Here is a 23,285-nt window from a genome sequence, read left to right on the forward strand (position 1 = left end):
CCGGGGCCCGCGCCGTGTACGGGGCCCGCGCCGTGTACGGGGCCCGCGCCGTGTACGGGGCCCGCGCCGTGTACGGGGCCCGCGCCGTGTACGGGCCCCGGCGGGCGGCGTGCGGGGCGTGCCAGCGGAGGCCGGGGCCGGGGGAGCGGGCGTAGGGTGGAACCCCCGGCCCGCACGCGTGTCGGGCCCCTCGGCCTGCCCTCTACACCGGATGGAAAGCCTCCTTCATGAGCCTGCACGGACTGCTCGACGCCGTCACCCGGGATGCCGCCCTCACCGAGGCGGTCACCGCGGCCGGGGACGGCAACCGGATGCACGTGGACCTCGTCGGCCCGCCGGCCGCACGGCCCCTCGCGATCGCCGCGCTGGCCGCCCGCACCGGGCGGACGGTGCTCGCGGTCACCGCCACCGGCCGGGAGGCCGAGGACCTCGCCGCCGCTCTGCGCTCCTTCCTGCCGCCGGACGAGGTCGCCGAGTTCCCGTCGTGGGAGACGCTGCCGCACGAGCGGCTCTCGCCGCGCAGCGACACCGTCGGCCGCCGCCTGGCCGTCCTGCGCCGGCTCGTCCACCCCAGCAAGGACGACCCGGCGGCCGGGCCCGTCTCGGTCGTGGTCGCGCCGATCCGCTCCGTGCTCCAGCCGCAGGTCAAGGGCCTGGCGGACCTGGTGCCCGTCAGTCTGCGGCGGGGCGAGAGCACCGACCTCGGCGAGGTCGTCGAGGCGCTGTCCGCGGCCGCGTACGCGCGCGTGGAACTGGTGGAGAAGCGCGGCGAGTTCGCCGTCCGCGGCGGAATCCTCGACGTGTTCCCGCCGACCGAGGAGCACCCGCTGCGCATCGAGTTCTGGGGCGACGAGGTCGAGGAGGTCCGCTACTTCAAGGTCGCCGACCAGCGGTCCCTGGAGATCGCCGAGCACGGGCTGTGGGCGCCGCCCTGCCGGGAGCTGCTGCTGACGCCCGAGGTCCGCGAGCGGGCCGCCGCCCTGGCCGAGGACCACCCCGAACTCGGCGAACTCCTCGGCCGGATCGCCGAGGGGATCGCGGTGGAGGGCATGGAATCCCTCGCGCCGGTCCTCGTCGACGACATGGAGCTCCTCGTCGACGTGCTGCCCGCCGGGTCGATGGCCGTCGTCTGCGACCCGGAGCGGGTCCGTACGCGCGCCGCGGACCTCGTCGCCACCAGCCAGGAGTTCCTGATGGCGTCGTGGGCGGCCACCGCAGGCGGCGGCGAGGCGCCGATCGACGTGGGCGCCGCCTCGCTGCGCGGCATCGCCGACGTCCGCGACCGGGCGCGCGAGCTCGGCATGATGTGGTGGTCGGTCTCGCCGTTCGCCGCCGACGAGGAGCTGTCCGCCGACACCCTCAAGCTGGGCATGCAGGCCGCGGAGGCCTACCGCGGGGACACCGCCCGCGCGCTCGCCGACACCAAGGGCTGGCTCGCCGACGGCTGGCGCACCGTCTACCTGACCGAGGGCCACGGCCCGGCCTCCCGCACCGTCGAGGTGCTGTCCGGGGAGGGCATCGCCGCCCGCCTGGAGGCCGGGCTCGGGGAGCTGGCGACCGGCCTGGTCCACGTGGCGTGCGGGTCGCTCGCCACCGGCTTCGTCGACCCGGCGCTGCGGCTGGCGGTGCTGACGGAGACCGACCTGACGGGGCAGCGGACCGCGTCCAAGGACCTGGGGCGGATGCCGACGCGGCGCCGCAAGTCCATCGACCCGCTGACCCTGGAGGCGGGCGACTACATCGTCCACGAGCAGCACGGCGTGGGCCGGTACATCGAGATGGTGCAGCGCACCGTGCAGGGCGCCACCCGCGAGTACCTGTTGGTGGAGTACGCGCCCGCCAAGCGGGGCCAGCCCGGCGACCGCCTGTACATCCCGACGGACCAGCTGGAGCAGGTCACCAAGTACGTGGGCGGCGAGGCGCCGACGCTGCACCGGCTCGGCGGCGCCGACTGGACGAAGACGAAGGCCCGCGCGAAGAAGGCGGTCAAGGAGATCGCCGCCGACCTGATCAAGCTGTACAGCGCGCGGATGGCGGCGCCCGGCCACTCCTTCGGCCCGGACACGCCCTGGCAGCGGGAGCTGGAGGACGCGTTCCCGTACGCGGAGACCCCCGACCAGCTGACGACGATCGCCGAGGTCAAGGAGGACATGGAGAAGTCCGTGCCCATGGACCGGCTGGTGTGCGGCGACGTCGGCTACGGCAAGACCGAGATCGCGGTGCGGGCGGCGTTCAAGGCGGTGCAGGACGGCAAGCAGGTCGCCGTGCTCGTCCCGACGACCCTGCTGGTGCAGCAGCACTTCGGCACGTTCTCCGAGCGGTACAGCCAGTTCCCGGTGAACGTGCGGGCGCTGTCGCGGTTCCAGAGCGACACCGAGGCCAAGGCCACCCTGGAGGGGCTGAGGGAGGGCTCGGTGGACGTGGTGATCGGCACGCACCGCCTGTTCTCGCAGGAGACGAAGTTCAAGGACCTGGGCCTGGTCATCGTCGACGAGGAGCAGCGGTTCGGCGTCGAGCACAAGGAGCAGCTGAAGAAGCTGCGGGCGAACGTGGACGTGCTGACGATGTCGGCGACGCCCATCCCGCGCACCCTGGAGATGGCGGTGACGGGCATCCGGGAGATGTCGACGATCACGACGCCGCCGGAGGAGCGGCACCCTGTGCTGACGTTCGTCGGCCCGTACGAGGAGAAGCAGATCGGGGCGGCGATCCGGCGGGAGCTGCTGCGCGAGGGCCAGTGCTTCTACATCCACAACCGGGTCGAGTCGATCGACCGGGCGGCGGCCCGGCTGCGGGAGATCGTGCCGGAGGCGCGGATCGCGACGGCGCACGGGCAGATGTCGGAGCAGGCCCTCGAACAGGTCGTGGTGGACTTCTGGGAGAAGAAGTTCGACGTGCTCGTCTCGACGACGATCGTCGAGTCCGGGATCGACATCTCCAACGCCAACACGCTGATCGTGGAGCGCGGCGACAACTTCGGCCTGTCGCAGCTGCACCAGCTGCGCGGCCGGGTCGGGCGCGGCCGGGAGCGCGGGTACGCGTACTTCCTGTACCCGCCGGAGAAGCCGCTGACGGAGACGGCGCACGAGCGGCTCGCGACGATCGCCCAGCACACGGAGATGGGCGCCGGCATGTACGTGGCGATGAAGGACCTGGAGATCCGTGGTGCGGGCAACCTGCTCGGCGGGGAGCAGTCCGGGCACATCGCGGGCGTCGGCTTCGACCTGTACATCCGGATGGTCGGCGAGGCGGTGGCCGACTACCGGGCGGCCGTCGAGGGCGGGGCGGAGGAGGAGCCGCCGCTGGAGGTGAAGATCGAGCTTCCGGTCGACGCGCACGTCCCGCACGACTACGCGCCGGGGGAGCGGCTGCGCCTGCAGGCCTACCGCGCGATCGCCTCGGTGAACTCCGAGGAGGACGTCAAGGCGGTCCGGGAGGAGCTCACCGACCGCTACGGCAAGCTGCCGGAGCCGGTGGAGAACCTGCTGCTGGTGGCCGGCCTGCGGATGCTGGCGCGGGCCTGCGGGGTCGGCGACATCACCCTCCAGGGGCCGAACGTGCGGTTCGGGCCGGTGGAGCTGCGGGAGTCGCAGGAGCTGCGGCTGAAGCGGCTCTACCCCGGGTCGGTGCTGAAGCCGGCGGCGTCGCAGGTGCTGGTGCCGCGGCCGAAGACGGCGCGGGTCGGGGGGAAGCCGCTGGTCGGGCGGGAACTCCTGGCCTGGACGGGCGAGTTCCTCACCACGGTCCTGGGCTCCTGACCCGCCGGCCGCGGCCGGGGCTCCTCTGCGGGGTCCCGGCCGCGGCCGTGTCAGTCCCGGCCCGCGAGCGGGTCCTTGTCCGGACCGCAGGCCGCGGTGCCGGCCGGCAGGACGGTGCCGGCGACGGCGGAGGCAACCGCTCCGGAACGGCCGGTGCGCACGGTTGCCCCCTCCTGGGAGCGTGGTCGAAAGGACGAGGCCGGCCGGGCGTTCCGGCCCGGCCGGCGCGCGGTGCCGTCCTTCGGCGGGGGTGCGGGGCGGGGGCCTGTGCAGCGAGGCTGCAACGGTTGCGCGCATCCCCTCACTGGCGGCCGGAAACGCTGTATACCCTCAGACCTGAACCAGTCGACACGGTCCGTCAGGAGCAGCGATGCACGGCCCCGGCCTCCCGCCGCAGCAGCCCCAGCCCAGTTCCGGGGGTGTGGTGGCGTTGCGCGTGCTGTTCGCCCTGCTGCCCGTCCTCAGCTGCGGCTTCCTGGGATGGGCCACGATGCTGCGGCTCGCGATCGTCACCCGCAAGTCCGCCGACTGGATCCTCCTCGCCGTCAACTTCGGGCTCACCGTCGGCTGGCTCGCGCTGATCGGCGCCGACCCGACGCCCAACACCGACGGCTGGCAGGGCAACACCGGCGCCTTCGGCACGATCCTGACCGGTGTCGCCACCTGCATCTACTTCCTCGTCGCCGACATCCGGCACTACGAGGCCAGGGCCGCGGCCCGCTCCGCCGCCTGGTACCCGGCGCAGCCCGCCGCCCCGTACATGCCCCCGCAGCAGGCGGCCGGGCCGGCGTACGGCTACCCGCAGCCGCACCAGCCGGTCCACCACACCCCCACCCCGGTGCCGCGCCCGGCGCAGCCCGGCCCCGGCCCGGTCACCCCGCCGCGCATCGGGCAGGTCCGCGCCGAGCTCGACGAGCTGAGCGAGCTGCTGCGCAAGGAGACGCCGCACCCGAACCAGCCCCCGGCCGACGGTGAGGGCACGGGCCGGTGACCGACGACGGGCGGATCATCGGCGAGCGCTACCGCCTGGCGTCGCTGCTGGGGCAGGGCGGCATGGGCCAGGTGTGGACGGCGTACGACCAGCGCCTGGACCGGCGCGTCGCGGTCAAGCTGCTCCGCCCGGACAAGGTGGCCGGGCCGGGCTCCGTCGCCGAGGAGCTGCGGCGCCGCTTCGTGCGCGAGTGCCGGGTGACGGCGCAGGTGGACCACCCGGGGCTGGTCACGGTCCACGACGCGGGCAGCGACGGCGACGAGCTGTTCCTGGTCATGGGCTACGTCGAGGGCGAGAACCTGGCCGACCACCTGGCCGCGCACGACCCGTACCCGTGGCCGTGGGCGGTGTCGGTGGTCGCGCAGCTGTGCGGGGTGCTGTCCGCGGTGCACGCGGTGCCGATCGTGCACCGCGACCTCAAGCCGCGGAACGTGATGGTCCGCCCGGACGGCACCGTCCTGGTCCTCGACCTCGGTGTCGCCTCGGTGATGGACACCGACACCACCCGCCTCACCAGCACCGGCACGCCGATCGGCAGCCCGGCGTACATGGCGCCCGAGCAGGCGATGGGCGGCGCGGTCGGCCCGTACACCGACCTGTACGCGCTCGGCGTGCTGCTCTACGAACTCCTCAGCGGGAACGTGCCCTTCGCCGGGTCCACCGCGCTCGGGGTGCTCCACCGCCACCTGTACGAGCCTCCGGCGCCCGTGCGGCGGACCCGCCCGGAGGTCCCGCACCAGCTGGAGGCGGTCCTGCTCCACATGCTGGCCAAGGACCCGCAGGACCGGCCCGCCTCCGCGCAGGCCGTGTACGAGGCCCTCGCGCCGCTGCTGCCCAAGCAGGGCGCGCCGTCGGCGTCCCTGGACCCGAGCCGCCCGTTCCTGCGGCCGCACGCGCCCTGGCCGGACCGGGGCACGGCGATACCGCCGCAGCCGACGGCCCCGCCGCGGCCGGACATCGGGGCCGCCGTCGACGAGGCGCGCAGCCTGCTCGACCAGGGCCGCCTGACGCAGGCCGTGGACATCCTCGGCGGGATCCTCCCGGCCGCGGCCGCCCAGCACGGCGAGCACTCGCCGGTGGTGCGGTCGCTGCGCAAGCAGTACGCGGCCACGCTGATGGACGACGGCCAGTACCGCCGGGCCCTGCCCGAACTGCGCCGCCTGGCAGACGAGTTCCCGGCCGGTGACCCGCAGTCACTGCGGTTCCGCTACGACGCCGCGCAGTGCCTGGAGCAGCTCGGCGAGCCGGCGGCGGCGCTGGCGGAGTACCGCTCGCTGCTGCCGCTGTTCGAGAACCACTACGCCAACCCGGATCCGGGGCTGCCGCTGGAGGTGCGGCGGCGGATCGCGCACCTGCTGCTGTCGCTGGGCGACCGGCCCGCCGCGCACGACACCCTGGCCCGGCTGCTGTTCGACGCCGAGCGCGTGCACGGCCCCGGCCACCCCTTCTCGGCGGAGGTCCGGCGCACCCTGGACTGGCTGACCCGGGTCCGCTGACCGTACGCCGCCCGGCCGGAGCGGCGGCCGGACGGGGCGGCGGCCGGGGAGGGCGTACCCGCGACACCAGGGGAATCGTTGGCCGAACGGGTGGCCCGGACCACCCCGACTGCATACCATCGATCACCGCACGGCCTTTGTGCACCGACGCACAATCTCCCGGCCCTGGAGGCTCCTTTGCACCGTCGCACAGCGCTCTCCGTCTCCGCCGCCCTGCTCGTGGCGGCCCCCCTGCTGTCCGCCTGCTCGGGCGGGGCCCGGCCCGGGACCGCGGCCGTCGTCGGCGGCGAGCGGATCACCACCTCCGCACTCCAGGCCCAGGTGGTCGCCGTCCGCGACGCCCAGAACCGGGCCGGCGGCAGCGCCGCCCAGCTGATCCAGTCCTCGCCCGGGCTGGAGCGGGTCAAGCTCAACAAGATGATCCAGACCGCCGTCCTGGAGCGCGCCGCGAAGGACGCGGGCGTGACGGTCTCCCCGCGCGAGGTCGGCGAGTTCCGCCAGGCCCAGCTGGAGAAGGCCGGCAGCAGCGAGCGGCTGGAGGCCTCAGCGCTGGAGCAGGCGCAGCTGGCCCCCGCGCAGCTGGAGGCGGACGCCCGCTTCAAACTGCTGCGCGACAAGCTCTTCGAGCACTACGGCAGCCAGGACAAGGCGCTGGAGCGGCTCGCGGCCGCCGCGAAGGAGCTGCACATCAAGGTGAACCCGCGCTACGGCGTCTGGGACGCCCAGCAGATCGTCCTCGGCGACCAGGCCACCCCCTGGATCACCCAGCGGAGCCGGCCCGAGCAGGTCGCCGCCGGGGCCTGACCGGGTACGGGCCCCGGCCGGGGGCCCGCCGCCGCGGTCCGGCGCAGGGCGGTAGGTTCGAAGGGTGAACTCCCACTCCGCCGAACCCGCCGCCGCCCCCGCCGCCCCCGACACCGGGCGGATCGTCCTGCTGACCGCCAGCCACCGGGTCGCGCCCGGCCTGCTGTCCTGGCCGGCCTGGCAGGCGCTGCGCACCGCGGACGAGGTGCTGTGCGCCGCCCCGGACCACCCGCAGCTGCCGTACCTGCGCGAGGCCGGCGTCGAGGTCCGCTTCGCCGCGCCCGACGCCCAGGAGCTGGTCGACGCCTGCGCCGGCGGCCGCACCGTCGTGGTCATCCCCGGCGGGGAGGGCGACCGGCGGCTGACCGACGGGCTGGCCCGGCTCGCCGGATCCGGCCGGGTCGCCATGCCGGAGCTCGAGCTGCTGCCCGGCTCCTACGACCTGCCCGGGGCGCGGCTGCTCGACCTCGTCCAGGTGATGGACCGGGTCCGCCGCGAGTGCCCGTGGACCTCCCGGCAGACCCACCGGGGGCTGGTGAAGTACGCGATCGAGGAGTCGTACGAGCTGGTCGAGGCGATCGAGGAGGGCAGTCGGCAGGAGCTGCGCGAGGAGCTCGGCGACGTGCTGCTCCAGGTGGTCTTCCACGCGCGGATCGCCGAGGAGGACCCCGAGGAGCCGTTCTCCGTGGACGACGTGGCGGGCGCCCTCGTCGAGAAGCTGGTCCACCGCCACCCGCACGTCTTCGGCGACGCCGAGGCGGAGACCGCGGAGGACGTCGGCGCACACTGGCAGCGCACCAAGGCGGCGGAGAAGCGGCGCGAGTCGGTCACGGACGGGATCCCGCTCGGCCAGCCCGGCCTCGCGCTCGCGGCGAAGCTCGCCGGCCGGGCGCGGGCGGGCGGTGTGGACGTCGCCCTGCCGGCCGGCGAGGGCGTCGGTTACGAGCTGCTGCGGCTGGCGGCGCGCGCCGAGGCCGAGGGCACCGACCCGGAGACGGCGCTGCGGGCGGCGGCCCGCGCCTACCGCGACGCGATCCGCACCGCGGAGGGCCTCGCCGCCGGCACCCCGTCCGACGGCGCCGACGCGGCCGGCGGGGCCGCGGAGTAAGGGGAGCGGCGGGCGGCGGGCGGCGGCCCGCGGGCGGGTTACGGTCGAGGCGTGTACGAGCCGACCTCCGCAGCCTCCGAAGAACCCGCTCCCGCTCAGGGCCCGACCCTGTTCGACTGGGAGTTCGCCACCGACCCGTACCCGGCGTACGCCTGGCTGCGCGAGCACGCCCCCGTGCACCGCACGCGGCTGCCGAGCGGGGTGGAGGCGTGGCTGGTGACCCGGTACGCCGACGCCCGCCAGGCCCTGGCCGACCAGCGGCTGAGCAAGAACCCGGAGCACCACGCGGAGCCGGCGCACGCCAAGGGCAAGACCGGGATCCCGGGGGAGCGCAAGGCCGAGCTGATGACGCACCTGCTCAACATCGACCCGCCGGACCACACGCGGCTGCGGCGGCTGGTGTCGAAGGCGTTCACACCGCGCAGGGTGGCGGAGTTCGCGCCGCGGGTGCAGGAGCTGACCGACCACCTGATCGACGGGTTCGCGGGCCGCGGCGAGGCGGACCTGATCCACGAGTTCGCCTTCCCGCTCCCCATCTACGCCATCTGCGAGATGCTCGGCGTACCGCGTGAGGACCAGGACGACTTCCGGGACTGGGCCGGGATGATGATCCGGCACGGCGGGGGGCCGCGGGGCGGGGTGGCCCGTTCCGTGAAGCAGATGCGGGCCTATCTCGGCGAACTCATCCACCGCAAAAGGGATGATCTGGGCAATGACCTCATCTCCGACCTGATCCGGGCGAGCGACCACGGCGACCACCTGACGGAGGCCGAGGCCACCGCGATGGCGTTCATCCTGCTCTTCGCGGGCTTCGAGACGACCGTGAACCTCATCGGCAACGGCGTCCACTCCCTCTTCATGAACCCGGGCGAGCGGGCGCGGCTCCAGGCCTCCCTCGCCGCAGGCGAGCGGGGCCTGCTGGAGACGGGCGTCGAGGAACTGCTGCGCTACGACGGGCCGGTGGAGCTCGCGACGTGGCGGTTCGCCACGCGCCCGCTGGTGCTCGGCGGTCAGGACATCGCGGTCGGCGACCCGGTGCTCGTCGTCCTCGCCGCGGCCGACCGGGACCCCGCGCGGTTCGCCTTGCCGGACACCCTGGACCTCTCGCGGAGCGACAACCAGCACCTGGGGTACGGGCACGGAATCCACTACTGCCTGGGCGCGCCGCTGGCCCGGCTGGAAGGCCAGACGGCGCTTGCGACTTTGCTGACGCGTCTGCCTGATCTGGAACTGGCAGTTCCGCCTGCGGACCTGAGATGGCGGGGCGGACTGATCATGCGTGGCCTGCGCACCCTTCCCGTCCGCTTCACACCCCGAAACATCTGAAGATTTTCTGATGGGAAATCAATTTCTTGCTCAACTTGTGACAATCGTTCGAAGGCCGCTAGGTTCTGCCGTTACCACGCCGTTATGCGAAAGGTGCATCACATGCGTTCCGGGAACGGCCGCCACAGACGCCCCCGTCAGGTACCCGCCATCGTCGTCACCGCCGGAGTCACCGGCTCCGCGCTGGCCATGCCGCTGCTCGCCGCCACCGGCGCGAGCGCGGCCGAGGCGGGGACGTGGGACAAAGTCGCCGAATGCGAGAGCGGCGGCGCATGGAGCGCCAACACGGGCAACGGCTCGTACGGAGGCCTGGCGTTCACCCAGGAGCAGTGGAAGAACGCCGGCGGCCTGGAGTTCGCCGAGCGCCCCGACCTCGCCAGCCGCTCCCAGCAGATCGCGGTCGCCGAGCGCGTGCTCGCCGCCAGCGGCGCCCAGGCCTGGGCGCAGTGCGCGGCCGCGGCCGGGCTGACCCAGGACGGCCCCGCCGCCGACGTGGACCCGGGCTCGGCCGGCAGCCACCGGGCCGTCGGCCCCTCCCCGGCCCGCCCGGACGACCGCGTCCCCGTCGCGGACGGCCACCGGCCCACCGACTACGGCGCGCCGACCCCCGCGCCGGCGAGCCCGCCCCCTGGGCCGCTCGCCCCGTCCGTCGGACTGCCCGTCATGCCCGACCCGGACGGCGCGACGCCGTCCCCCACGGCTCCGCCGGTGTTCCCGGGCGACCCCACGGTCACCCCGAGCCCCGTGGACCCCACCGCCCCTGCGGTTCCCACGCCGAGCCCGGCCGTGCCGGGCACCCCGTCGCCGGGCGACACCGCCGCGCCGGGTGCCCCCGCCAGCTCCCCCGCATCCACCGCCCCGGGCTCCCCGGCGGCCCCCTCTGCCCCGTCGGCCTCCCCGGCCCCGGGCGCCTCCACCGACCCGGCGGACATCTCCGGCGCCACGGCCGCGGCCACCGGCAAGCACCGCGGCGCCCCCGCCGAGGAGGCGCAGGCGCCCTCGTACACGGTGAAGGAGGGCGACAGCCTCGCCGCCATCGCGGACCGCAACGGCGTCAAGGGCGGCTGGAGCGCGCTCTACCAGGCCAACGAGCAGGTCATCGGCTCGGACGCCAACCTCATCAAGCCCGGCCAGAACCTGGAAATAGGTTAGGAACAACGGCATTTCGGACACCCGTTAAGAGTTGAATGTCCGGTTCGTTCAAATGAGACATGCGTCTCTTCCGGTCAACTGGCGTGTCCTGTCCGTGACCTTGGGTAAAAACACCCCTCACCTGCGCAAATGCCCCCCAGGGGAGCGCAAGTAGGGCCTTCCCCTCCCCGAAATCCCTCGTTGAACTTCGGGGAGGGACCTGTCTACCTTCTGAATCGCCCGCCACCGCGGGCCCCTTCGACCGCATCGCCGAGTCCTGCCGGCGGACGGGGGGAACAACACGTCGCGTCAAGCGCCGAAGGCAGGAGCGGGGGAACCAAGGTAGGTGCCGCGAAAGGCCGTCGGACGACGGCCCGGACCGGCTAGGGGTGAAGACGCGCCACGTGCGCGGCCGGGCAACTCATCCGCCCGAACCCGACAGCTCACCTCGCAGGCGTCGGTGAGGAGAACTCCATGCTGCTTTCGGGCAAGGGCAAGCACCGCCGCGCCACCGCCATCGAGCGGACCACCCGCATCGTCACGCTCGCCGGCGTCGCCGGCGTCGCGGTCGCGGCCCCCCTGATGACCGCCGGCACCGCCTCCGCCGCCACCGCCTCCGAGTGGGACCGCGTGGCCCAGTGCGAGTCCGGCGGCAACTGGTCCATCAACACCGGCAACGGCTACTACGGCGGCCTCCAGTTCTCCGCCTCCACGTGGGCCGGCTTCGGCGGCAAGGCGTACGCCGCGCAGGCCAACCAGGCCACCAAGGCGCAGCAGATCGCCATCGCCGAGAAGGTCCTGAAGGTCCAGGGCAAGGGCGCCTGGCCGCACTGCGGCAAGGGCCTGTCCAACTCCTCGTACACCGGCGGCGGGTCGACTGCCAACACGACCCCCAAGCAGACGCCGAAGACCGAGACCAAGAAGACGCAGCCGCAGAAGACCGAGGTCAAGAAGCAGACGCAGCGCGCGCAGACCCCCGCGCCCACCACCCGCTCCGAGCGCGCCGAGGCCCCCGTCGTGAAGACCGGCAACGGCTCGTACGAGGTGAAGGCCGGCGACACCCTCGGCACCATCGCCGAGGCGCAGAACGTCAAGGGCGGCTGGGAGAAGCTCTTCGAGCTCAACAAGGACATCGTCTCCGACGCCGACCTGATCTTCCCCGGCCAGAAGCTGAAGCTCGCCTGAACACCGCGCGAACCCTCACCCGAGGGCTTCCGCACCACCTGATCCCCACCGCCCGGCGCGTACCCCCCCCCTCGCGCCGGGCGGTGGCGTGCCCGCCCCCGTACACCCGGTCAGGGCGGGTTGTATGTCCGGGAAGAGGGGTATTCGGGCCCTTTTTCGTCCCAGGACCCGGGCGGTCGGCGGGCCGACCCCCCGGCTGCGGTTAGGCTCTAGGCGGCAGGGCCGGTCCCCCGGCTCGACACGCCACCGCACACCCAGCGTCACATCCCAGAAGGAGATGCTCGTGCCGTCCATCGACGTCGTCGTAGCCCGGGAAATCCTGGACTCCCGAGGCAACCCCACGGTCGAGGTCGAGGTGGGCCTCGACGACGGCAGCACCGGCCGTGCTGCCGTTCCGTCCGGTGCCTCCACCGGTGCCTTCGAGGCCATCGAGCTCCGCGACGGCGACCCGAACCGCTACATGGGCAAGGGCGTCGAGAAGGCCGTCCTCGCGGTCATCGAGCAGATCGGCCCCGAGCTCGTCGGCTACGACGCCACCGAGCAGCGCCTGATCGACCAGGCCATGTTCGACCTGGACGCCACCGACAACAAGGGCTCGCTGGGCGCCAACGCCATCCTCGGCGTCTCCCTCGCCGTCGCGCACGCCGCGTCCGAGGCCTCCGACCTCCCGCTGTTCCGCTACCTCGGCGGCCCGAACGCGCACCTGCTGCCCGTTCCGATGATGAACATCCTGAACGGCGGCTCGCACGCCGACTCCAACGTGGACATCCAGGAGTTCATGATCGCGCCGATCGGCGCCGAGTCCTTCTCCGAGGCCCTGCGCTGGGGCACCGAGGTCTACCACACCCTCAAGAAGGTCCTGAAGGACAAGGGCCTCTCCACCGGTCTGGGCGACGAGGGCGGCTTCGCGCCCAACCTCGGCTCCAACCGCGAGGCCCTCGACCTCATCCTCGAGGCGATCAGGCAGGCCGGCTACACCCCCGGCGAGCAGATCGCCCTCGCGCTCGACGTCGCCGCGTCCGAGTTCTACAAGGACGGCAAGTACCACTTCGAGGGCCAGGCCCGCTCGGCCGCCGAGATGACGGACTACTACGCGGAGCTCGTCGAGGCCTACCCGCTCGTCTCCATCGAGGACCCGCTGTTCGAGGACGACTGGGCCGGCTGGAAGACCATCACCGAGAAGCTCGGCGCCAAGGTCCAGCTCGTCGGCGACGACCTGTTCGTCACCAACCCCGAGCGCCTCGCCCGCGGCATCGAGGAGGGCACCGCGAACGCCCTCCTCGTCAAGGTCAACCAGATCGGCTCGCTGACCGAGACCCTCGACGCCGTCGAGCTCGCCCAGCGCAACGGCTTCAAGTGCATGATGTCCCACCGCTCCGGCGAGACCGAGGACGTCACCATCGCCGACCTCGCCGTCGCCACCAACTGCGGCCAGATCAAGACCGGCGCCCCGGCCCGCTCCGAGCGCGTCGCCAAGTACAACCAGCTGCTGCGCATCGAGGAGATCCTCGACGACGCCGCCGTGTACGCGGGCCGCAGCGCGTTCCCCCGCTTCAAGGGCTGACCGCTCCCGGGCCGTGACCCGAGGGTCCGGCCTCCGTACGTCCCCGCACTCGGTCCCGTACCGTGTGCGGGGACGTATTGCGTAGCACCGTGCACCAGGGGAGGCGGGTTCAATGGCCGGGAACCGGGATCGGTTCTCCACCTTCTCCACCGCGACGAGGCTCAAGCAGCTCGGAGAGCGGACCGCCGCCCACGTCTACCGGTCGCAGAACCGGCGCCAGGTCCGCCGCAGCCGGCTCACCGGCCGGGCCGCGCTCCTGGTGCTGGTCCTCTGTACGCTGGTCGTCGCCCTGGCGTACCCGATGCGCCAGTACGTCTCCCAGCGCTCGGAGATCGCCGAGCAGGAGCGGGCCGCCGACGCGGCGGCCAGGCGGCTGGAGCGGCTGCGCGACGAGAAGGCACGCTGGCAGGACGACGCCTACGCCGAACAGCAGGCGCGCAGGCACCTGCACTTCGTACGGCCCGGCGAGACCGCCTACATCATGGCCGACCCCGGCGCCGAGGCGGCGCAGCAGCGCCGCACCGGGCACGCCGGGTCCGACCGGCCCTGGTACTCCAACGTCTGGGACGGCGTCGACAAGGCCGACCGCCCCGGCGACTGACGGGCCGTACGGGACCCGCACCGACCGCACCACCCCGCAGCACCCATCCACGAGAACGAAGAGACTTCCTCCAGGCATGCAGACGCCCCCGCCCCAGACCGACCGGACCGAGCCGACCGACGCGGACATCGAGGCGTTCGAGCAGCAGCTCGGACGCCCGCCGCGCGGGCTGCGCGCCATCGCCCACCGCTGCCCCTGCGGGCAGCCCGACGTCGTGGAGACCGCCCCCCGCCTCCCCGACGGCACGCCCTTCCCCACGCTCTACTACCTGACCTGCCCGCGCGCCGCCTCCGCGATCGGCACGCTGGAGGCGAACGGCGTGATGAAGGAGATGCAGGCCCGCCTCGCCGAGGACCCCGAACTCGCCGCCGCCTACCAGGCCGCGCACGAGGACTACATCCGGCGCCGCGACGCCGTCGAGGTGCTCCAGGGCTTCCCCAGCGCCGGCGGCATGCCGGACCGGGTGAAGTGCCTGCACGTGCTGGTCGGCCACTCGCTGGCCGCCGGGCCGGGCGTCAACCCGTTCGGCGACGAGGCGCTGGCCATGCTGCCCGAGTGGTGGGCCAAGGGCCCCTGCGTCACGCCGTGCGGCGGCGGCGCGGGCGACGCGGCCGAGCAGGAGCAGGAGCCGCGGGCATGACGCGGGTCGCGGCGGTCGACTGCGGCACCAACTCCATCCGCCTGCTGGTCGCGGACTGCGACCCGGCGACCGGGCACCTCGTCGAGCTCGACCGCCGGATGACGATCGTCCGCCTCGGCCAGGGCGTGGACCGGACCGGCCGGCTGGCCCCCGAGGCGCTGGAGCGCACCTTCGCCGCGTGCCGCGAGTACGCCGGGGTGATCAAGGATCTGGGTGCCGAGCGCATCCGGTTCGTGGCCACCTCCGCCTCGCGGGACGCGGAGAACCGGGACGAGTTCACCGCCGGGGTGCGGGACATCCTCGGCGTCGACCCGGAGGTCGTCTCCGGCGAGCAGGAGGCGGAGTTCTCCTTCACCGGCGCGACCCGGGAGCTCGTCGGCGCCGACCACCTGGAGAAGCCGTACCTGGTGGTCGACATCGGCGGCGGCTCCACGGAGTTCGTGGTCGGCGAGGAGCACGCGCGGGCCGCGCGCTCGGTCGACGTGGGCTGCGTCCGCATGACGGAGCGGCACCTCGTCGTGGACGGCGCCGTCACCGACCCGCCGACCGCGGCGCAGACCGCGGCGATGCGGGCCGACATCGAGGCGGCCCTGGACCTGGCCGAGCAGAGCGTCCCGCTGCGCGAGGCCCGCACCCTGGTGGGCCTCGCCGGATCGGTGACCACCGTCGCCGGGATCGCGCTCGGCCTGCCCGCGTACGACTCCTCGCGCATCCACCACTCGCGCATCCCGTACGAGCAGGTCCGCGAGATCAGCGAGCGCATGCTCGCGTCCACGCACGCCGAGCGCGCCGCGATCCCGGTGATGCACGAGGGCCGCGTCGACGTGATCGCCGCGGGTGCCCTGGTCCTTCTGGCGATCATGGAGCGCACGGGCGCGACGGAGGTCGTGGTCTCGGAACACGACATCCTGGACGGCATCGCCTGGTCCCTGACCTGACGCCTACCGTTGCGATTGACGTCTCGCCGGTCGCCTGCCTTGACAACGAGGATGACGAGTTCGCCATCGTCGACCTGGTAGGCGACCCGGTGGTTTCCGACCCCGAGCCGGTAGAGCCCGGATGGGCCGGTGAGCTCCTTGACGTCGGCGTCCTCGCGGTTCGGATCCTCACCGAGCGCGGTCAGTGCGGTCAGGATCTGCATGGCGTGGAGACGGCTGATGGTACGCAGCTGCCTCCGCGCCGCAGTGGTGAACCGAAAGGCGTACTTCACGCCGTGTCGCCATCCTGCTCGCTGAACAGGTCTGCAAGCAGTTCGGCCATGGTCACCGTGGGGCCGCCCTCGGCGAGAACTGCTTCAGCTTCGCGGGCCAGCATGACGTCGGCCGCTTCCTCCAATGCCTCGAAGTCCGCGATCGGAACCACTGCCGCCACCGGCGCGCCGTTGCGCGTGATGACGGTGGGAAGCCCTTCCCCGGCCCGGTTGATGTGGTGGGCGAGATGCGCGCGGGCTTCCCGTACAGTCACGGCGTTATCGGTCATGCGGCCGGTGTACCCATGAACGTGTACACGCACCCCCGCGCGCTTGAGTCGGCGCTTCGATCGAGGTGCGGCCGGGGCGCCGCCCCGCGCGAGCGGAGGGGTGGTGGGATCGAAGGCGGATGGGCCCTGGGAGCGGGCGTGTTGGGGGTGTTCGGGGGGTTCGGGCTCGGCTTTCACCGGCGCCGCGCGGAAAAGTTCGTGAAGTTCTTCACAAGAAGAAGGGGTGCCCCGGGTCAAGTCGAGGGGCCGGAAGGCCCCTATCGGGGGTCCAGCGGCCCCTTCCGGGTCCGCTTCGTGCGATCCGCGGACGGCGGCGCCCCGTGTCGGTAGGTATCCACGAACCCTGTGGTCTACTCCGGTTGGGGCCTTGGAGGCCAGTTCAGAGCGGGTGAACAACGAATCCCGTTACACCGTGGTTCCCGATCCGCGCCATGACCTCCGTCACGTGGGCGGCGCAGTGTAGCAGAGCCCCTGTCGGTTCTTGTGAAGGGGCTCACGAGCATCACCCCTGGGGGTGCTGGATACTCGTTCCATGAGCACCACGGAGCGTCCCAGGATCCTCGTTGTAGGAGGTGGGTACGTAGGCCTGTACGCGGCCAAGCGCATCATGAAGAAGATGCGCTACGGCGAGGCGACCGTCACGGTCGTCGACCCGCGGTCGTACATGACCTACCAGCCCTTCCTCCCCGAAGTGGCCGCAGGCAGCATCTCGCCTCGGCACGTTGTCGTCCCGCTGCGACGCGTGCTGCCCAAGGCGGAGGTCCTCACCGGCCGGGTCACCAGCATCGACCAGGACCGCAAGGTCGCCGTCGTCACGCCGCTCGTCGGCGAGGCGTACGAGCTGCCCTTCGACTACCTGGTGATCGCCCTCGGCGCCATCTCCCGCACCTTCCCGATCCCCGGCCTCGCAGAGCAGGGCATCGGCATGAAGGGCGTGGAAGAGGGCATCGGCCTGCGCAACCACGTCCTCGAGCAGCTCGACAAGGCCGAGTCCACGACGGACGAGAACGTCCGCCGCAAGGCACTCACGTTCGTCTTCATCGGCGGCGGCTTCGCCGGCGCCGAGACGATCGGCGAGGTCGAGGACATGGCCCGCGACGCCGCCAAGTACTACTCCACGATCAAGCGCGAGGACATGCGCTTCATCCTGGTGGACGCCGCCGACAAGATCCTTCCCGAGGTCGGGCCCAAGCTCGGCACCTGGGGCAAGGAGCACCTGGAGTCCCGCGGCATCGAGATCTACCTCGGCACCTCGATGGACTCCTGCGTCGACGGCCACGTCGTGCTGAAGAACGGCCTCGAGGTCGACTCCAACACCATCGTGTGGACCGCGGGCGTCAAGCCCAACCCGGCGCTGGCCCGCTTCGGCCTGCCGCTCGGCCCGCGCGGCCACGTCGACACCGCCCCGACCCTCCAGGTCCAGGGCAGCGACTACATCTGGGCCGCCGGCGACAACGCCCAGATCCCCGACGTCGCGGCCCGCAAGGCCGGCGTCGAGAACGCCTGGTGCCCGCCGAACGCCCAGCACGCGCTGCGGCAGGCGAAGGTCCTCGGCGACAACGTCGTGGCCGGCATGCGGGGCTTCCCGCAGAAGGAGTACGAGCACTCCAACAAGGGTGCGGTGGCCGGTCTGGGCGTCCACAAGGGCGTCGCGATGATCGTCATGGGCAAGATGAAGATCAAGCTCAAGGGCCGTCTCGCCTGGTACATGCACCGCGGCTACCACGGCATGGCCATGCCGACCTGGAACCGCAAGATCCGCGTCTTCGCCGACTGGACCCTCGGCATGTTCCTGAAGCGCGAGGTCGTCTCCCTGGGTGCTCTGGAGACCCCCCGCGAGGAGTTCTACGAGGCCGCCAAGCCGGCCCCGGCTCCGGCCGCCGCGGCAGCGCCGGCCGAGAAGGCCAAGGCCTCCTGACGCAGGTCTGACGGCAGGCAGGACGCCCCGCGCGTCCGGCCCGCCCGGCACGTCCCGAAGGGGCCGCCCGCCATCCGTGGTGCGGGCGGCCCCTTCGGCGTACCGCCGCACCCCGCGGCCCCCGGTCGGCGGCGCCGCGGCATGGCCGGGGCCGCGGCGGGGTAGTCCGTCCGATCGGATGGACTGGAGGTGCCGACGATGACCGACGCCGCACCGCGGCTGGCCGCTGTGGCCGAGACCCTGCTGGGCGCACCGCTCCCCGTCCGGATCCGGGCCTGGGACGGCAGCGAGGCGGGGCCGCCCGGCGGCCCCGTCCTCGTCCTCGCCCGCCGCCGCGCCCTGCGCCGCCTCCTGTGGCGGCCCGGGGAACTCGGGCTGGCCCGCGCCTGGGTCGCCGGGGACCTCACCGCCGAAGGCGACCTGTACGGGCTGCTGGACCGGGTGTCCGGCCTGCTCTGGGAGCGCGCGCCCGCCGCCCCGGCGGGCCCCGCGGCCCCCGCCCCGGCCGGGCCCGCCGCGCTGCTGCGCGACCCGGCCCGCCGGGCGGCGCTGCGCGAGCTCGCCGCCCTCGCCGGGCCCTGGCCGCCGCCCCCGCCGCCGCCCGAGGAGGCCGTCCGCCGCGGCGGCCCCCGGCACAGCAGGGGCCGCGACCGTCAGGCCGTCAGCCACCACTACGACGTCGGCAACGACTTCTACGGGCACGTCCTCGGCCCGTCGATGGTGTACTCCTGCGCCTACTGGAGCCCCGGCGCCACCCTGGAGCAGGCCCAGCACGACAAGCTCGACCTCGTCTGCCGCAAGCTCGGCCTGGAACCCGGCATGCGCGTCCTCGACGTCGGCTGCGGCTGGGGCGGCCTCGCCCTGCACGCGGCCCGCCGGTACGGCGTGCGCGTCACCGGCGTCACGCTCTCCGCCGAGCAGGCCGGCCACGCCCGCAAGCGGGTCGCCGAGGAGGGCCTCGCCGACCGGGTGGAGATCCGCGTCCAGGACTACCGCGACGTCGCCGACGGCCCGTACGACGCGATCTCCTCCATCGGCATGGCCGAACACGTCGGCGCCGCCCGCTATCGCGAGTACGCCCGCGCCCTGTACGCCCTCCTCCGCCCCGGCGGCCGGCTGCTGAACCACCAGATCGCCCGCCGCCCCGAACCCGACGAACAGGCCTACCGCGTCGACCCGTTCATCGACGCCTACGTCTTCCCCGACGGCGAGCTGTCCCCGCTCGGCACGACCGTCGGCGAACTGGAGCGGGCCGGCTTCGAGGTCCGCGACGTGGAGGCGCTGCGCGAGCACTACGCCCTCACGCTGCGGGCCTGGGTGGCCCGGCTGGAGGAGCACTGGGACGAGGCCGTCGCCCTGACCTCGCCCGGGCGGGCCCGGGTGTGGCTGCTGTACATGGCGGCCTCCGCGCTCGGCTTCGAGCACAACCGCCTCGGCGTCAACCAGGTCCTCGCGGTGCGCTCGGAGGACGGCGGCCCGTCCCGGCTGCCCCTGCGGACCCGCACCTGGGGCGGGGGTCCCACGCAGCCCGGGTGACCGGACGCACGCAAACGGAAGGGCCCCGGGGCGGTTCCGCCGCCCCGGGGCCTGGTCCGTGTGCCGCCGCCCTTGCGTTCCCGCGGGGCGGTCGGCCGCTGCTACTCCGTCTTGATCGCGGTCAGCATGTTCAGCTTCGCCGCGCTGCGTGCCGGCCACATGGCGGCCAGGACGCCGACCACGGCGGCCAGCAGCAGGAAGACGCCGATCCGGTCGTAGGGGATGACCAGCTCGTAGTTCGGGATGCTGTTCTTGAAGGTGCGGCCCAGCGCCCAGGCGAGGAAGGTGCCGAGGCCGACGCCGAGGACGGCGCCGAAGAGGGAGATGACCACGGCCTCCAGGCGGATCATGTTCTTGACGCGGCCGCGGTCCAGGCCGACGGCGCGCAGCATGCCGATCTCCTGGGTCCGCTCGAAGACCGACATGGCCAGGGTGTTGACGACGCCGAGGACGGAGATGACGAGGGCCATGCCGAGCAGGCCGTACATCAGGTTCAGCATCGTGTTGATGATGCCGCCCATCTCGTTGCGGATGTCCTGCTTGTCGTCGATCTTGATGGCGGGGTTGTCGCCGAGGGCGTCGATGACCTTCTTCTCGTTCGCCGCGGACTCGCCGCCCGACAGCTTCACGAAGACCTGGCGGATCTGCGGCTTCTCGCCGGCCGCGACCGGGACGAGCCTGGCGTCGAGGACGTAGGGGGAGACGAGCTCGCTGTCCTCGAAGACGGCGCCGACGGTGAGGGTCTTCTTCTCCCCGCCGTCGAAGGCGGCGTCGATCGTGCTGCCGACGGACAGGCCGGCCTTCTTCGCGGTCTTGTCGGCGACGGCGACCTGGCCCTGCGCCAGGGAGGCGACCGAGCCGCTGAGCACCTTCAGGTTGACGAGCTTCTCGATGGCGGCCGGGTTGACGCCGGAGGCGGAGTGGAAGACGTCGCCCTTGCCCATGAAGTAGGCGGACTGCTGGGCGGAGACGGCGGTGACGCCCGGGGTCTTCTCCAGTGCCGTCACGACCGAGGGGTCCAGGTCGCCGCCGCTGGCCATGGTGAGCATGTAGTCGGCGCGGATCTGGTCCGTGGTGGAGCGGTCGACGGCCTTGCCGACGGTGACGCCGAGCACGGTCAGGCCCGTCACCAGGGTCAGGCCGATGGTCAGCATGCCGGCGGTGACGCCGGTGCGGCGCGGGTTGCGGACCGCGTTGCGGGCGGCGAGGTTGCCGGCGGTGCCGAAGACGCGGGTCAGCAGCGGGCGCACGACGGCGATCAGCGGCCGGGACAGCATCGGGATGAGTACGGCGATGCCGATCAGCGTGAAGAACGCGCCGCCGCCGATGATCCAGCGGCCGGTCTCGCCGCCCTTGGCGGAGCCCCACAGGATCAGGGCGGCGCCGAGGCCGGCCAGGACGCCGCCGAAGCTGTTGAGCAGGACGAGGGACTTGGCGGTCTGCGGGAGGTGGGCGCTGCCCATCGCGGCGACCGGCGGGATCTTGGCGGTGCGGCGGGCCGGCAGCCAGGCTGCGAGCACGGTGACGACCAGGCCGACGAGGAGGGCGGTGGCGACGGCGGTCGTGGAGACGACCAGCGGGCCGGCCGGGATCTTCGCGCCGAAGCTGTCCATGCCGGAGCGCAGGCCCACGGCCAGGAGTACGCCGAGGCCGAGGCCGAGGACGGAGGAGAGCAGGCCGACGAGCAGCGACTCGGTCAGGACGGAGCGGCGGACCTGGCTGCGGGTGGCGCCGACGGCGCGCAGCAGGGCCAGTTCCTTCGTCCGCTGGGCGACCAGCATGCTGAAGGTGTTGTAGATGAGGAAGACGCTGACGAAGAGGGCGATGAAGCCGAAGGCGAGCAGGCCGGTCTTCATGCCGCTCATGCCCTGTTCGATGTTCTTGGCGTTGCGGGCGGCGAGGGAGGCGCCGGTCTCGGCCGCGGCGTCCTTGCCGACGACCGGGGTGACGTCGGAGAGGAGCTTGGCCGCGTCGGTGCCGGGCTTGGCCGCGATGGCCAGCTCGGAGTAGTAGCCGGGGGCGAGGTACAGCTCCTGGGCGACCTTGGCGTCGAAGAGGACCAGCGAGCCGCCGGCGTTGACGGCGCCGTCCTCGGTGGTGAAGACGCCGCTGAGGGTGTACTCCTTCACCGGGCCGTTGGTCGCGACGCGGACCCTGTCGCCGACGGAGTAGCGGCCGGCCTTGGCGGAGGCCCTGTCGAGGGCTATCTCCTCGGCCTTGGCGGGGCCGCTGCCCTCGGTGAACGTGTAGCGGGGGTCCTTGCCGTCCTCGACGGGCGCGAAGTTGGCGCCCTGGTTCATCCAGCCGCTGCCGATGAGCTTGCCGGAGGGGTCGGCGACGCCGGCGAAGCCGGAGACGCGGCCGGAGGCGGAGGCGACGCCGGGCAGCTTGGCGACCTTGTCGAGGGTCTGCTGGCTGATGCCGGGCTCGCCCTCCTCCTTGGTGCCGTCCTCGGCGCGGCCGGGGCCGTGGTGGCTCACGGAGACGGCGACCCCGTCGAAGCTCTTGCGGGACTGGTCGGACATCGCCTTGCCGACGGTGTCGGTGAAGACGAACGTGCCGGAGACGAAGGCGACGCCGAGCATGACGGCGAGCACCGTCATCAGCAGGCGGGCCTTGTGCGCGAGCACGTTGCGCAGGGCGGTACGGAACATGGGGAATCCAGGAGTCGTGGCGGCCGCCGGGGCGGCGGCGCAGGAGGCGCGGTCGGGCGGTTCGGGGAGGGCGGCGGGCGGGCGGGCGCGGGCCGGCCCGGTCACGGCACCGGCGGGATCAGCTGGTGCGGCCCTTGGCGTCGAAGGCCTTCATGCGGTCGAGGACGCCGTCGGCGGTGGGGGCGAGCATCTCGTCGACGATGCGGCCGTCCGCGAGGAAGACGACGCGGTCGGCGTAGGAGGCGGCGACCGGGTCGTGGGTCACCATGACGACGGTCTGGCCGAGTTCGCGCACGGAGTTGCGCAGGAAGCCGAGGACCTCGGCGCCGGAGCGGGAGTCGAGGTTGCCGGTGGGCTCGTCGCCGAAGATGATCTCGGGGCGGGAGGCCAGGGCGCGGGCCACCGCGACGCGCTGCTGCTGGCCGCCGGAGAGCTGGGTGGGGCGGTGGCCGAGGCGGCCGGAGAGGCCGACCATCTCGATGACCGTGTCGAGCCACTGCTTGTCCGGCTTGCGGCCGGCGATGTCCATCGGGAGGGTGATGTTCTCCAGGGCGGTCAGCGTCGGCAGCAGGTTGAACGCCTGGAAGATGAAGCCGATCTTGTCGCGGCGCAGCTGGGTGAGCTGCTTGTCCTTGAGGGAGCCGAGTTCGGTGTCGCCGATGCGGACGGAGCCGGAGGAGAACGTGTCGAGGCCGGCGACGCAGTGCATCAGCGTCGACTTGCCGGAGCCGGACGGGCCCATGATCGCGGTGAACCGGCCGCGGCCGAAGTCCACGGACACGTTGTCGAGCGCGACCACCTGGGTCTCGCCCTGGCCGTACACCTTGGAGAGGCCGGTGGCCCGGGCGGCCACGGCCAGGGTGGTGTGCGGGGCGTGGTTCATGGTGGTCACGGGGGCTGCTCCTCGGAGGCTGACCGGCTGCGGCGGTCTGCGGACTGGGACCCTCCCATCGTCTCCGCGCGGGCGGGGCGGCGGATCAGCCGCGGTGCCCGTTCACCTGCCCACTGGAGTCTGACCGCAGGGCCGGCCGGATCCTCCTCTGGTATGACTGCGCCCCCTGGGGGCCGCCCCCCCCGCCGGACCGCGGGCGCCC

General features: G+C 73.0%; 17 protein-coding genes, 1 pseudogene and 1 riboswitch. Of the genes and pseudogenes, 14 read left to right on the plus strand and 4 right to left on the minus strand.

Features of this window, described 5'->3' with window-relative positions; translation table 11 throughout:
• The first annotated feature begins 227 nt into the window (after positions 1-227).
• The 12 genes from mfd to ACZ462_RS29890 all read left to right on the plus strand — a co-directional run bounded on the left by mfd (position 228) and on the right by ACZ462_RS29890 (position 15,542).
• Entirely contained in the window at positions 228-3,758 is a 3,531-nt protein-coding gene (gene mfd / locus ACZ462_RS29835; protein WP_467809184.1) for a transcription-repair coupling factor, read from the plus strand.
• Between the two features lie 370 nt (positions 3,759-4,128).
• On the plus strand, positions 4,129-4,749 hold the full coding sequence (locus tag ACZ462_RS29840) for a hypothetical protein (RefSeq protein WP_467809183.1): 621 nt from the start codon (positions 4,129-4,131) through the stop codon (positions 4,747-4,749).
• Positions 4,746-6,245 (plus strand): protein kinase domain-containing protein, encoded by a 1,500-nt coding sequence (locus ACZ462_RS29845; protein ID WP_467809182.1) that lies wholly within the window; start codon positions 4,746-4,748, stop codon positions 6,243-6,245. The genes ACZ462_RS29840 and ACZ462_RS29845 overlap by 4 nt, the downstream gene beginning before the upstream one ends.
• Positions 6,246-6,422: 177 nt before the next feature.
• Positions 6,423-7,049: a SurA N-terminal domain-containing protein gene (locus ACZ462_RS29850; RefSeq protein ID WP_467809181.1), complete on the plus strand. Its 627-nt coding sequence runs from the start codon at positions 6,423-6,425 to the stop codon at positions 7,047-7,049.
• Between the two features lie 64 nt (positions 7,050-7,113).
• Entirely contained in the window at positions 7,114-8,157 is a 1,044-nt protein-coding gene (locus tag ACZ462_RS29855) for a nucleoside triphosphate pyrophosphohydrolase (protein ID WP_467809180.1), read from the plus strand.
• 51 nt (positions 8,158-8,208) lie between these two features.
• Positions 8,209-9,483: a cytochrome P450 family protein gene (locus tag ACZ462_RS29860; protein ID WP_467809179.1), complete on the plus strand. Its 1,275-nt coding sequence runs from the start codon at positions 8,209-8,211 to the stop codon at positions 9,481-9,483.
• A 102-nt stretch (positions 9,484-9,585) separates the two neighbouring features.
• On the plus strand, positions 9,586-10,635 hold the full coding sequence (locus ACZ462_RS29865; protein ID WP_467809178.1) for a transglycosylase family protein: 1,050 nt from the start codon (positions 9,586-9,588) through the stop codon (positions 10,633-10,635).
• A gap of 283 nt (positions 10,636-10,918) precedes the next feature.
• Positions 10,919-11,086, plus strand: a riboswitch (cyclic di-AMP (ydaO/yuaA leader).
• Positions 11,087-11,088: 2 nt separating this feature from the next.
• Entirely contained in the window at positions 11,089-11,799 is a 711-nt protein-coding gene (locus ACZ462_RS29870) for a transglycosylase family protein (RefSeq protein WP_467809177.1), read from the plus strand.
• 283 nt (positions 11,800-12,082) lie between these two features.
• Positions 12,083-13,363 carry a phosphopyruvate hydratase gene (eno, locus tag ACZ462_RS29875; protein WP_189810400.1) on the plus strand — a complete coding sequence of 427 codons (1,281 nt, stop codon included), beginning with the start codon at positions 12,083-12,085 and terminating at the stop codon, positions 13,361-13,363.
• A 112-nt stretch (positions 13,364-13,475) separates the two neighbouring features.
• On the plus strand, positions 13,476-13,964 hold the full coding sequence (locus ACZ462_RS29880; protein ID WP_467809176.1) for an FtsB family cell division protein: 489 nt from the start codon (positions 13,476-13,478) through the stop codon (positions 13,962-13,964).
• 76 nt (positions 13,965-14,040) lie between these two features.
• A complete protein-coding gene (locus tag ACZ462_RS29885; RefSeq protein ID WP_467809175.1) occupies positions 14,041-14,604 on the plus strand; it encodes a DUF501 domain-containing protein in 564 nt (187 codons plus the stop codon).
• The gene (locus ACZ462_RS29890; RefSeq protein WP_467809174.1) at positions 14,601-15,542 is read left to right on the plus strand and encodes a Ppx/GppA phosphatase family protein; all 942 of its coding nucleotides are present in this window, start codon (positions 14,601-14,603) and stop codon (positions 15,540-15,542) included. Before ACZ462_RS29885 ends, ACZ462_RS29890 begins: the two co-directional genes overlap by 4 nt.
• Positions 15,543-15,550: 8 nt before the next feature.
• On the opposite strand, the pseudogene ACZ462_RS29895 reads toward ACZ462_RS29890, so the two are convergent.
• Positions 15,551-15,814, minus strand: a pseudogene (locus ACZ462_RS29895) (type II toxin-antitoxin system RelE family toxin); the annotation flags it as partial.
• The gene (locus tag ACZ462_RS29900; protein ID WP_467809173.1) at positions 15,811-16,083 is read right to left on the minus strand and encodes a type II toxin-antitoxin system Phd/YefM family antitoxin; all 273 of its coding nucleotides are present in this window, start codon (positions 16,081-16,083) and stop codon (positions 15,811-15,813) included. The pseudogene ACZ462_RS29895 and the gene ACZ462_RS29900, both read right to left, overlap by 4 nt.
• Before the next feature lie 532 nt (positions 16,084-16,615).
• Here ACZ462_RS29900 and ACZ462_RS29905 point away from each other — a divergent pair.
• Positions 16,616-18,001: an NAD(P)/FAD-dependent oxidoreductase gene (locus ACZ462_RS29905; RefSeq protein ID WP_467809172.1), complete on the plus strand. Its 1,386-nt coding sequence runs from the start codon at positions 16,616-16,618 to the stop codon at positions 17,999-18,001.
• A gap of 198 nt (positions 18,002-18,199) precedes the next feature.
• Positions 18,200-19,537: a class I SAM-dependent methyltransferase gene (locus tag ACZ462_RS29910; protein WP_467809171.1), complete on the plus strand. Its 1,338-nt coding sequence runs from the start codon at positions 18,200-18,202 to the stop codon at positions 19,535-19,537.
• Positions 19,538-19,638: 101 nt separating this feature from the next.
• On the opposite strand, the gene ACZ462_RS29915 is transcribed toward ACZ462_RS29910, so the two are convergent.
• Together ACZ462_RS29915 and ACZ462_RS29920 are read right to left on the minus strand one after the other, a co-directional pair.
• The gene (locus ACZ462_RS29915; protein WP_467809170.1) at positions 19,639-22,191 is read right to left on the minus strand and encodes an ABC transporter permease; all 2,553 of its coding nucleotides are present in this window, start codon (positions 22,189-22,191) and stop codon (positions 19,639-19,641) included.
• Positions 22,192-22,309: 118 nt separating this feature from the next.
• Entirely contained in the window at positions 22,310-23,074 is a 765-nt protein-coding gene (locus ACZ462_RS29920) for an ABC transporter ATP-binding protein (protein ID WP_189810517.1), read from the minus strand.
• Positions 23,075-23,285: the final 211 nt, after the last annotated feature.

This window comes from Streptomyces sp. NPDC031121 (assembly GCF_055570615.1).

Bases quoted from the DNA above. Each gene is read 5' to 3' on its own strand.
- mfd (WP_467809184.1), top strand. From the start codon at position 228: ATGAGCCTGCACGGACTGCTCGACGCCGTCACCCGGGATGCCGCCCTC.
- ACZ462_RS29840 (WP_467809183.1), top strand. From the start codon at position 4,129: ATGCACGGCCCCGGCCTCCCGCCGCAGCAGCCCCAGCCCAGTTCCGGG.
- ACZ462_RS29865 (WP_467809178.1), top strand. From the start codon at position 9,586: ATGCGTTCCGGGAACGGCCGCCACAGACGCCCCCGTCAGGTACCCGCC.
- ACZ462_RS29870 (WP_467809177.1), top strand. From the start codon at position 11,089: ATGCTGCTTTCGGGCAAGGGCAAGCACCGCCGCGCCACCGCCATCGAG.
- ACZ462_RS29880 (WP_467809176.1), top strand. From the start codon at position 13,476: ATGGCCGGGAACCGGGATCGGTTCTCCACCTTCTCCACCGCGACGAGG.
- ACZ462_RS29885 (WP_467809175.1), top strand. From the start codon at position 14,041: ATGCAGACGCCCCCGCCCCAGACCGACCGGACCGAGCCGACCGACGCG.
- ACZ462_RS29890 (WP_467809174.1), top strand. From the start codon at position 14,601: ATGACGCGGGTCGCGGCGGTCGACTGCGGCACCAACTCCATCCGCCTG.
- ACZ462_RS29900 (WP_467809173.1), bottom strand. From the start codon at position 16,083: ATGACCGATAACGCCGTGACTGTACGGGAAGCCCGCGCGCATCTCGCC.
- ACZ462_RS29905 (WP_467809172.1), top strand. From the start codon at position 16,616: ATGAGCACCACGGAGCGTCCCAGGATCCTCGTTGTAGGAGGTGGGTAC.
- ACZ462_RS29910 (WP_467809171.1), top strand. From the start codon at position 18,200: ATGACCGACGCCGCACCGCGGCTGGCCGCTGTGGCCGAGACCCTGCTG.
- ACZ462_RS29915 (WP_467809170.1), bottom strand. From the start codon at position 22,191: ATGTTCCGTACCGCCCTGCGCAACGTGCTCGCGCACAAGGCCCGCCTG.
- ACZ462_RS29920 (WP_189810517.1), bottom strand. From the start codon at position 23,074: ATGAACCACGCCCCGCACACCACCCTGGCCGTGGCCGCCCGGGCCACC.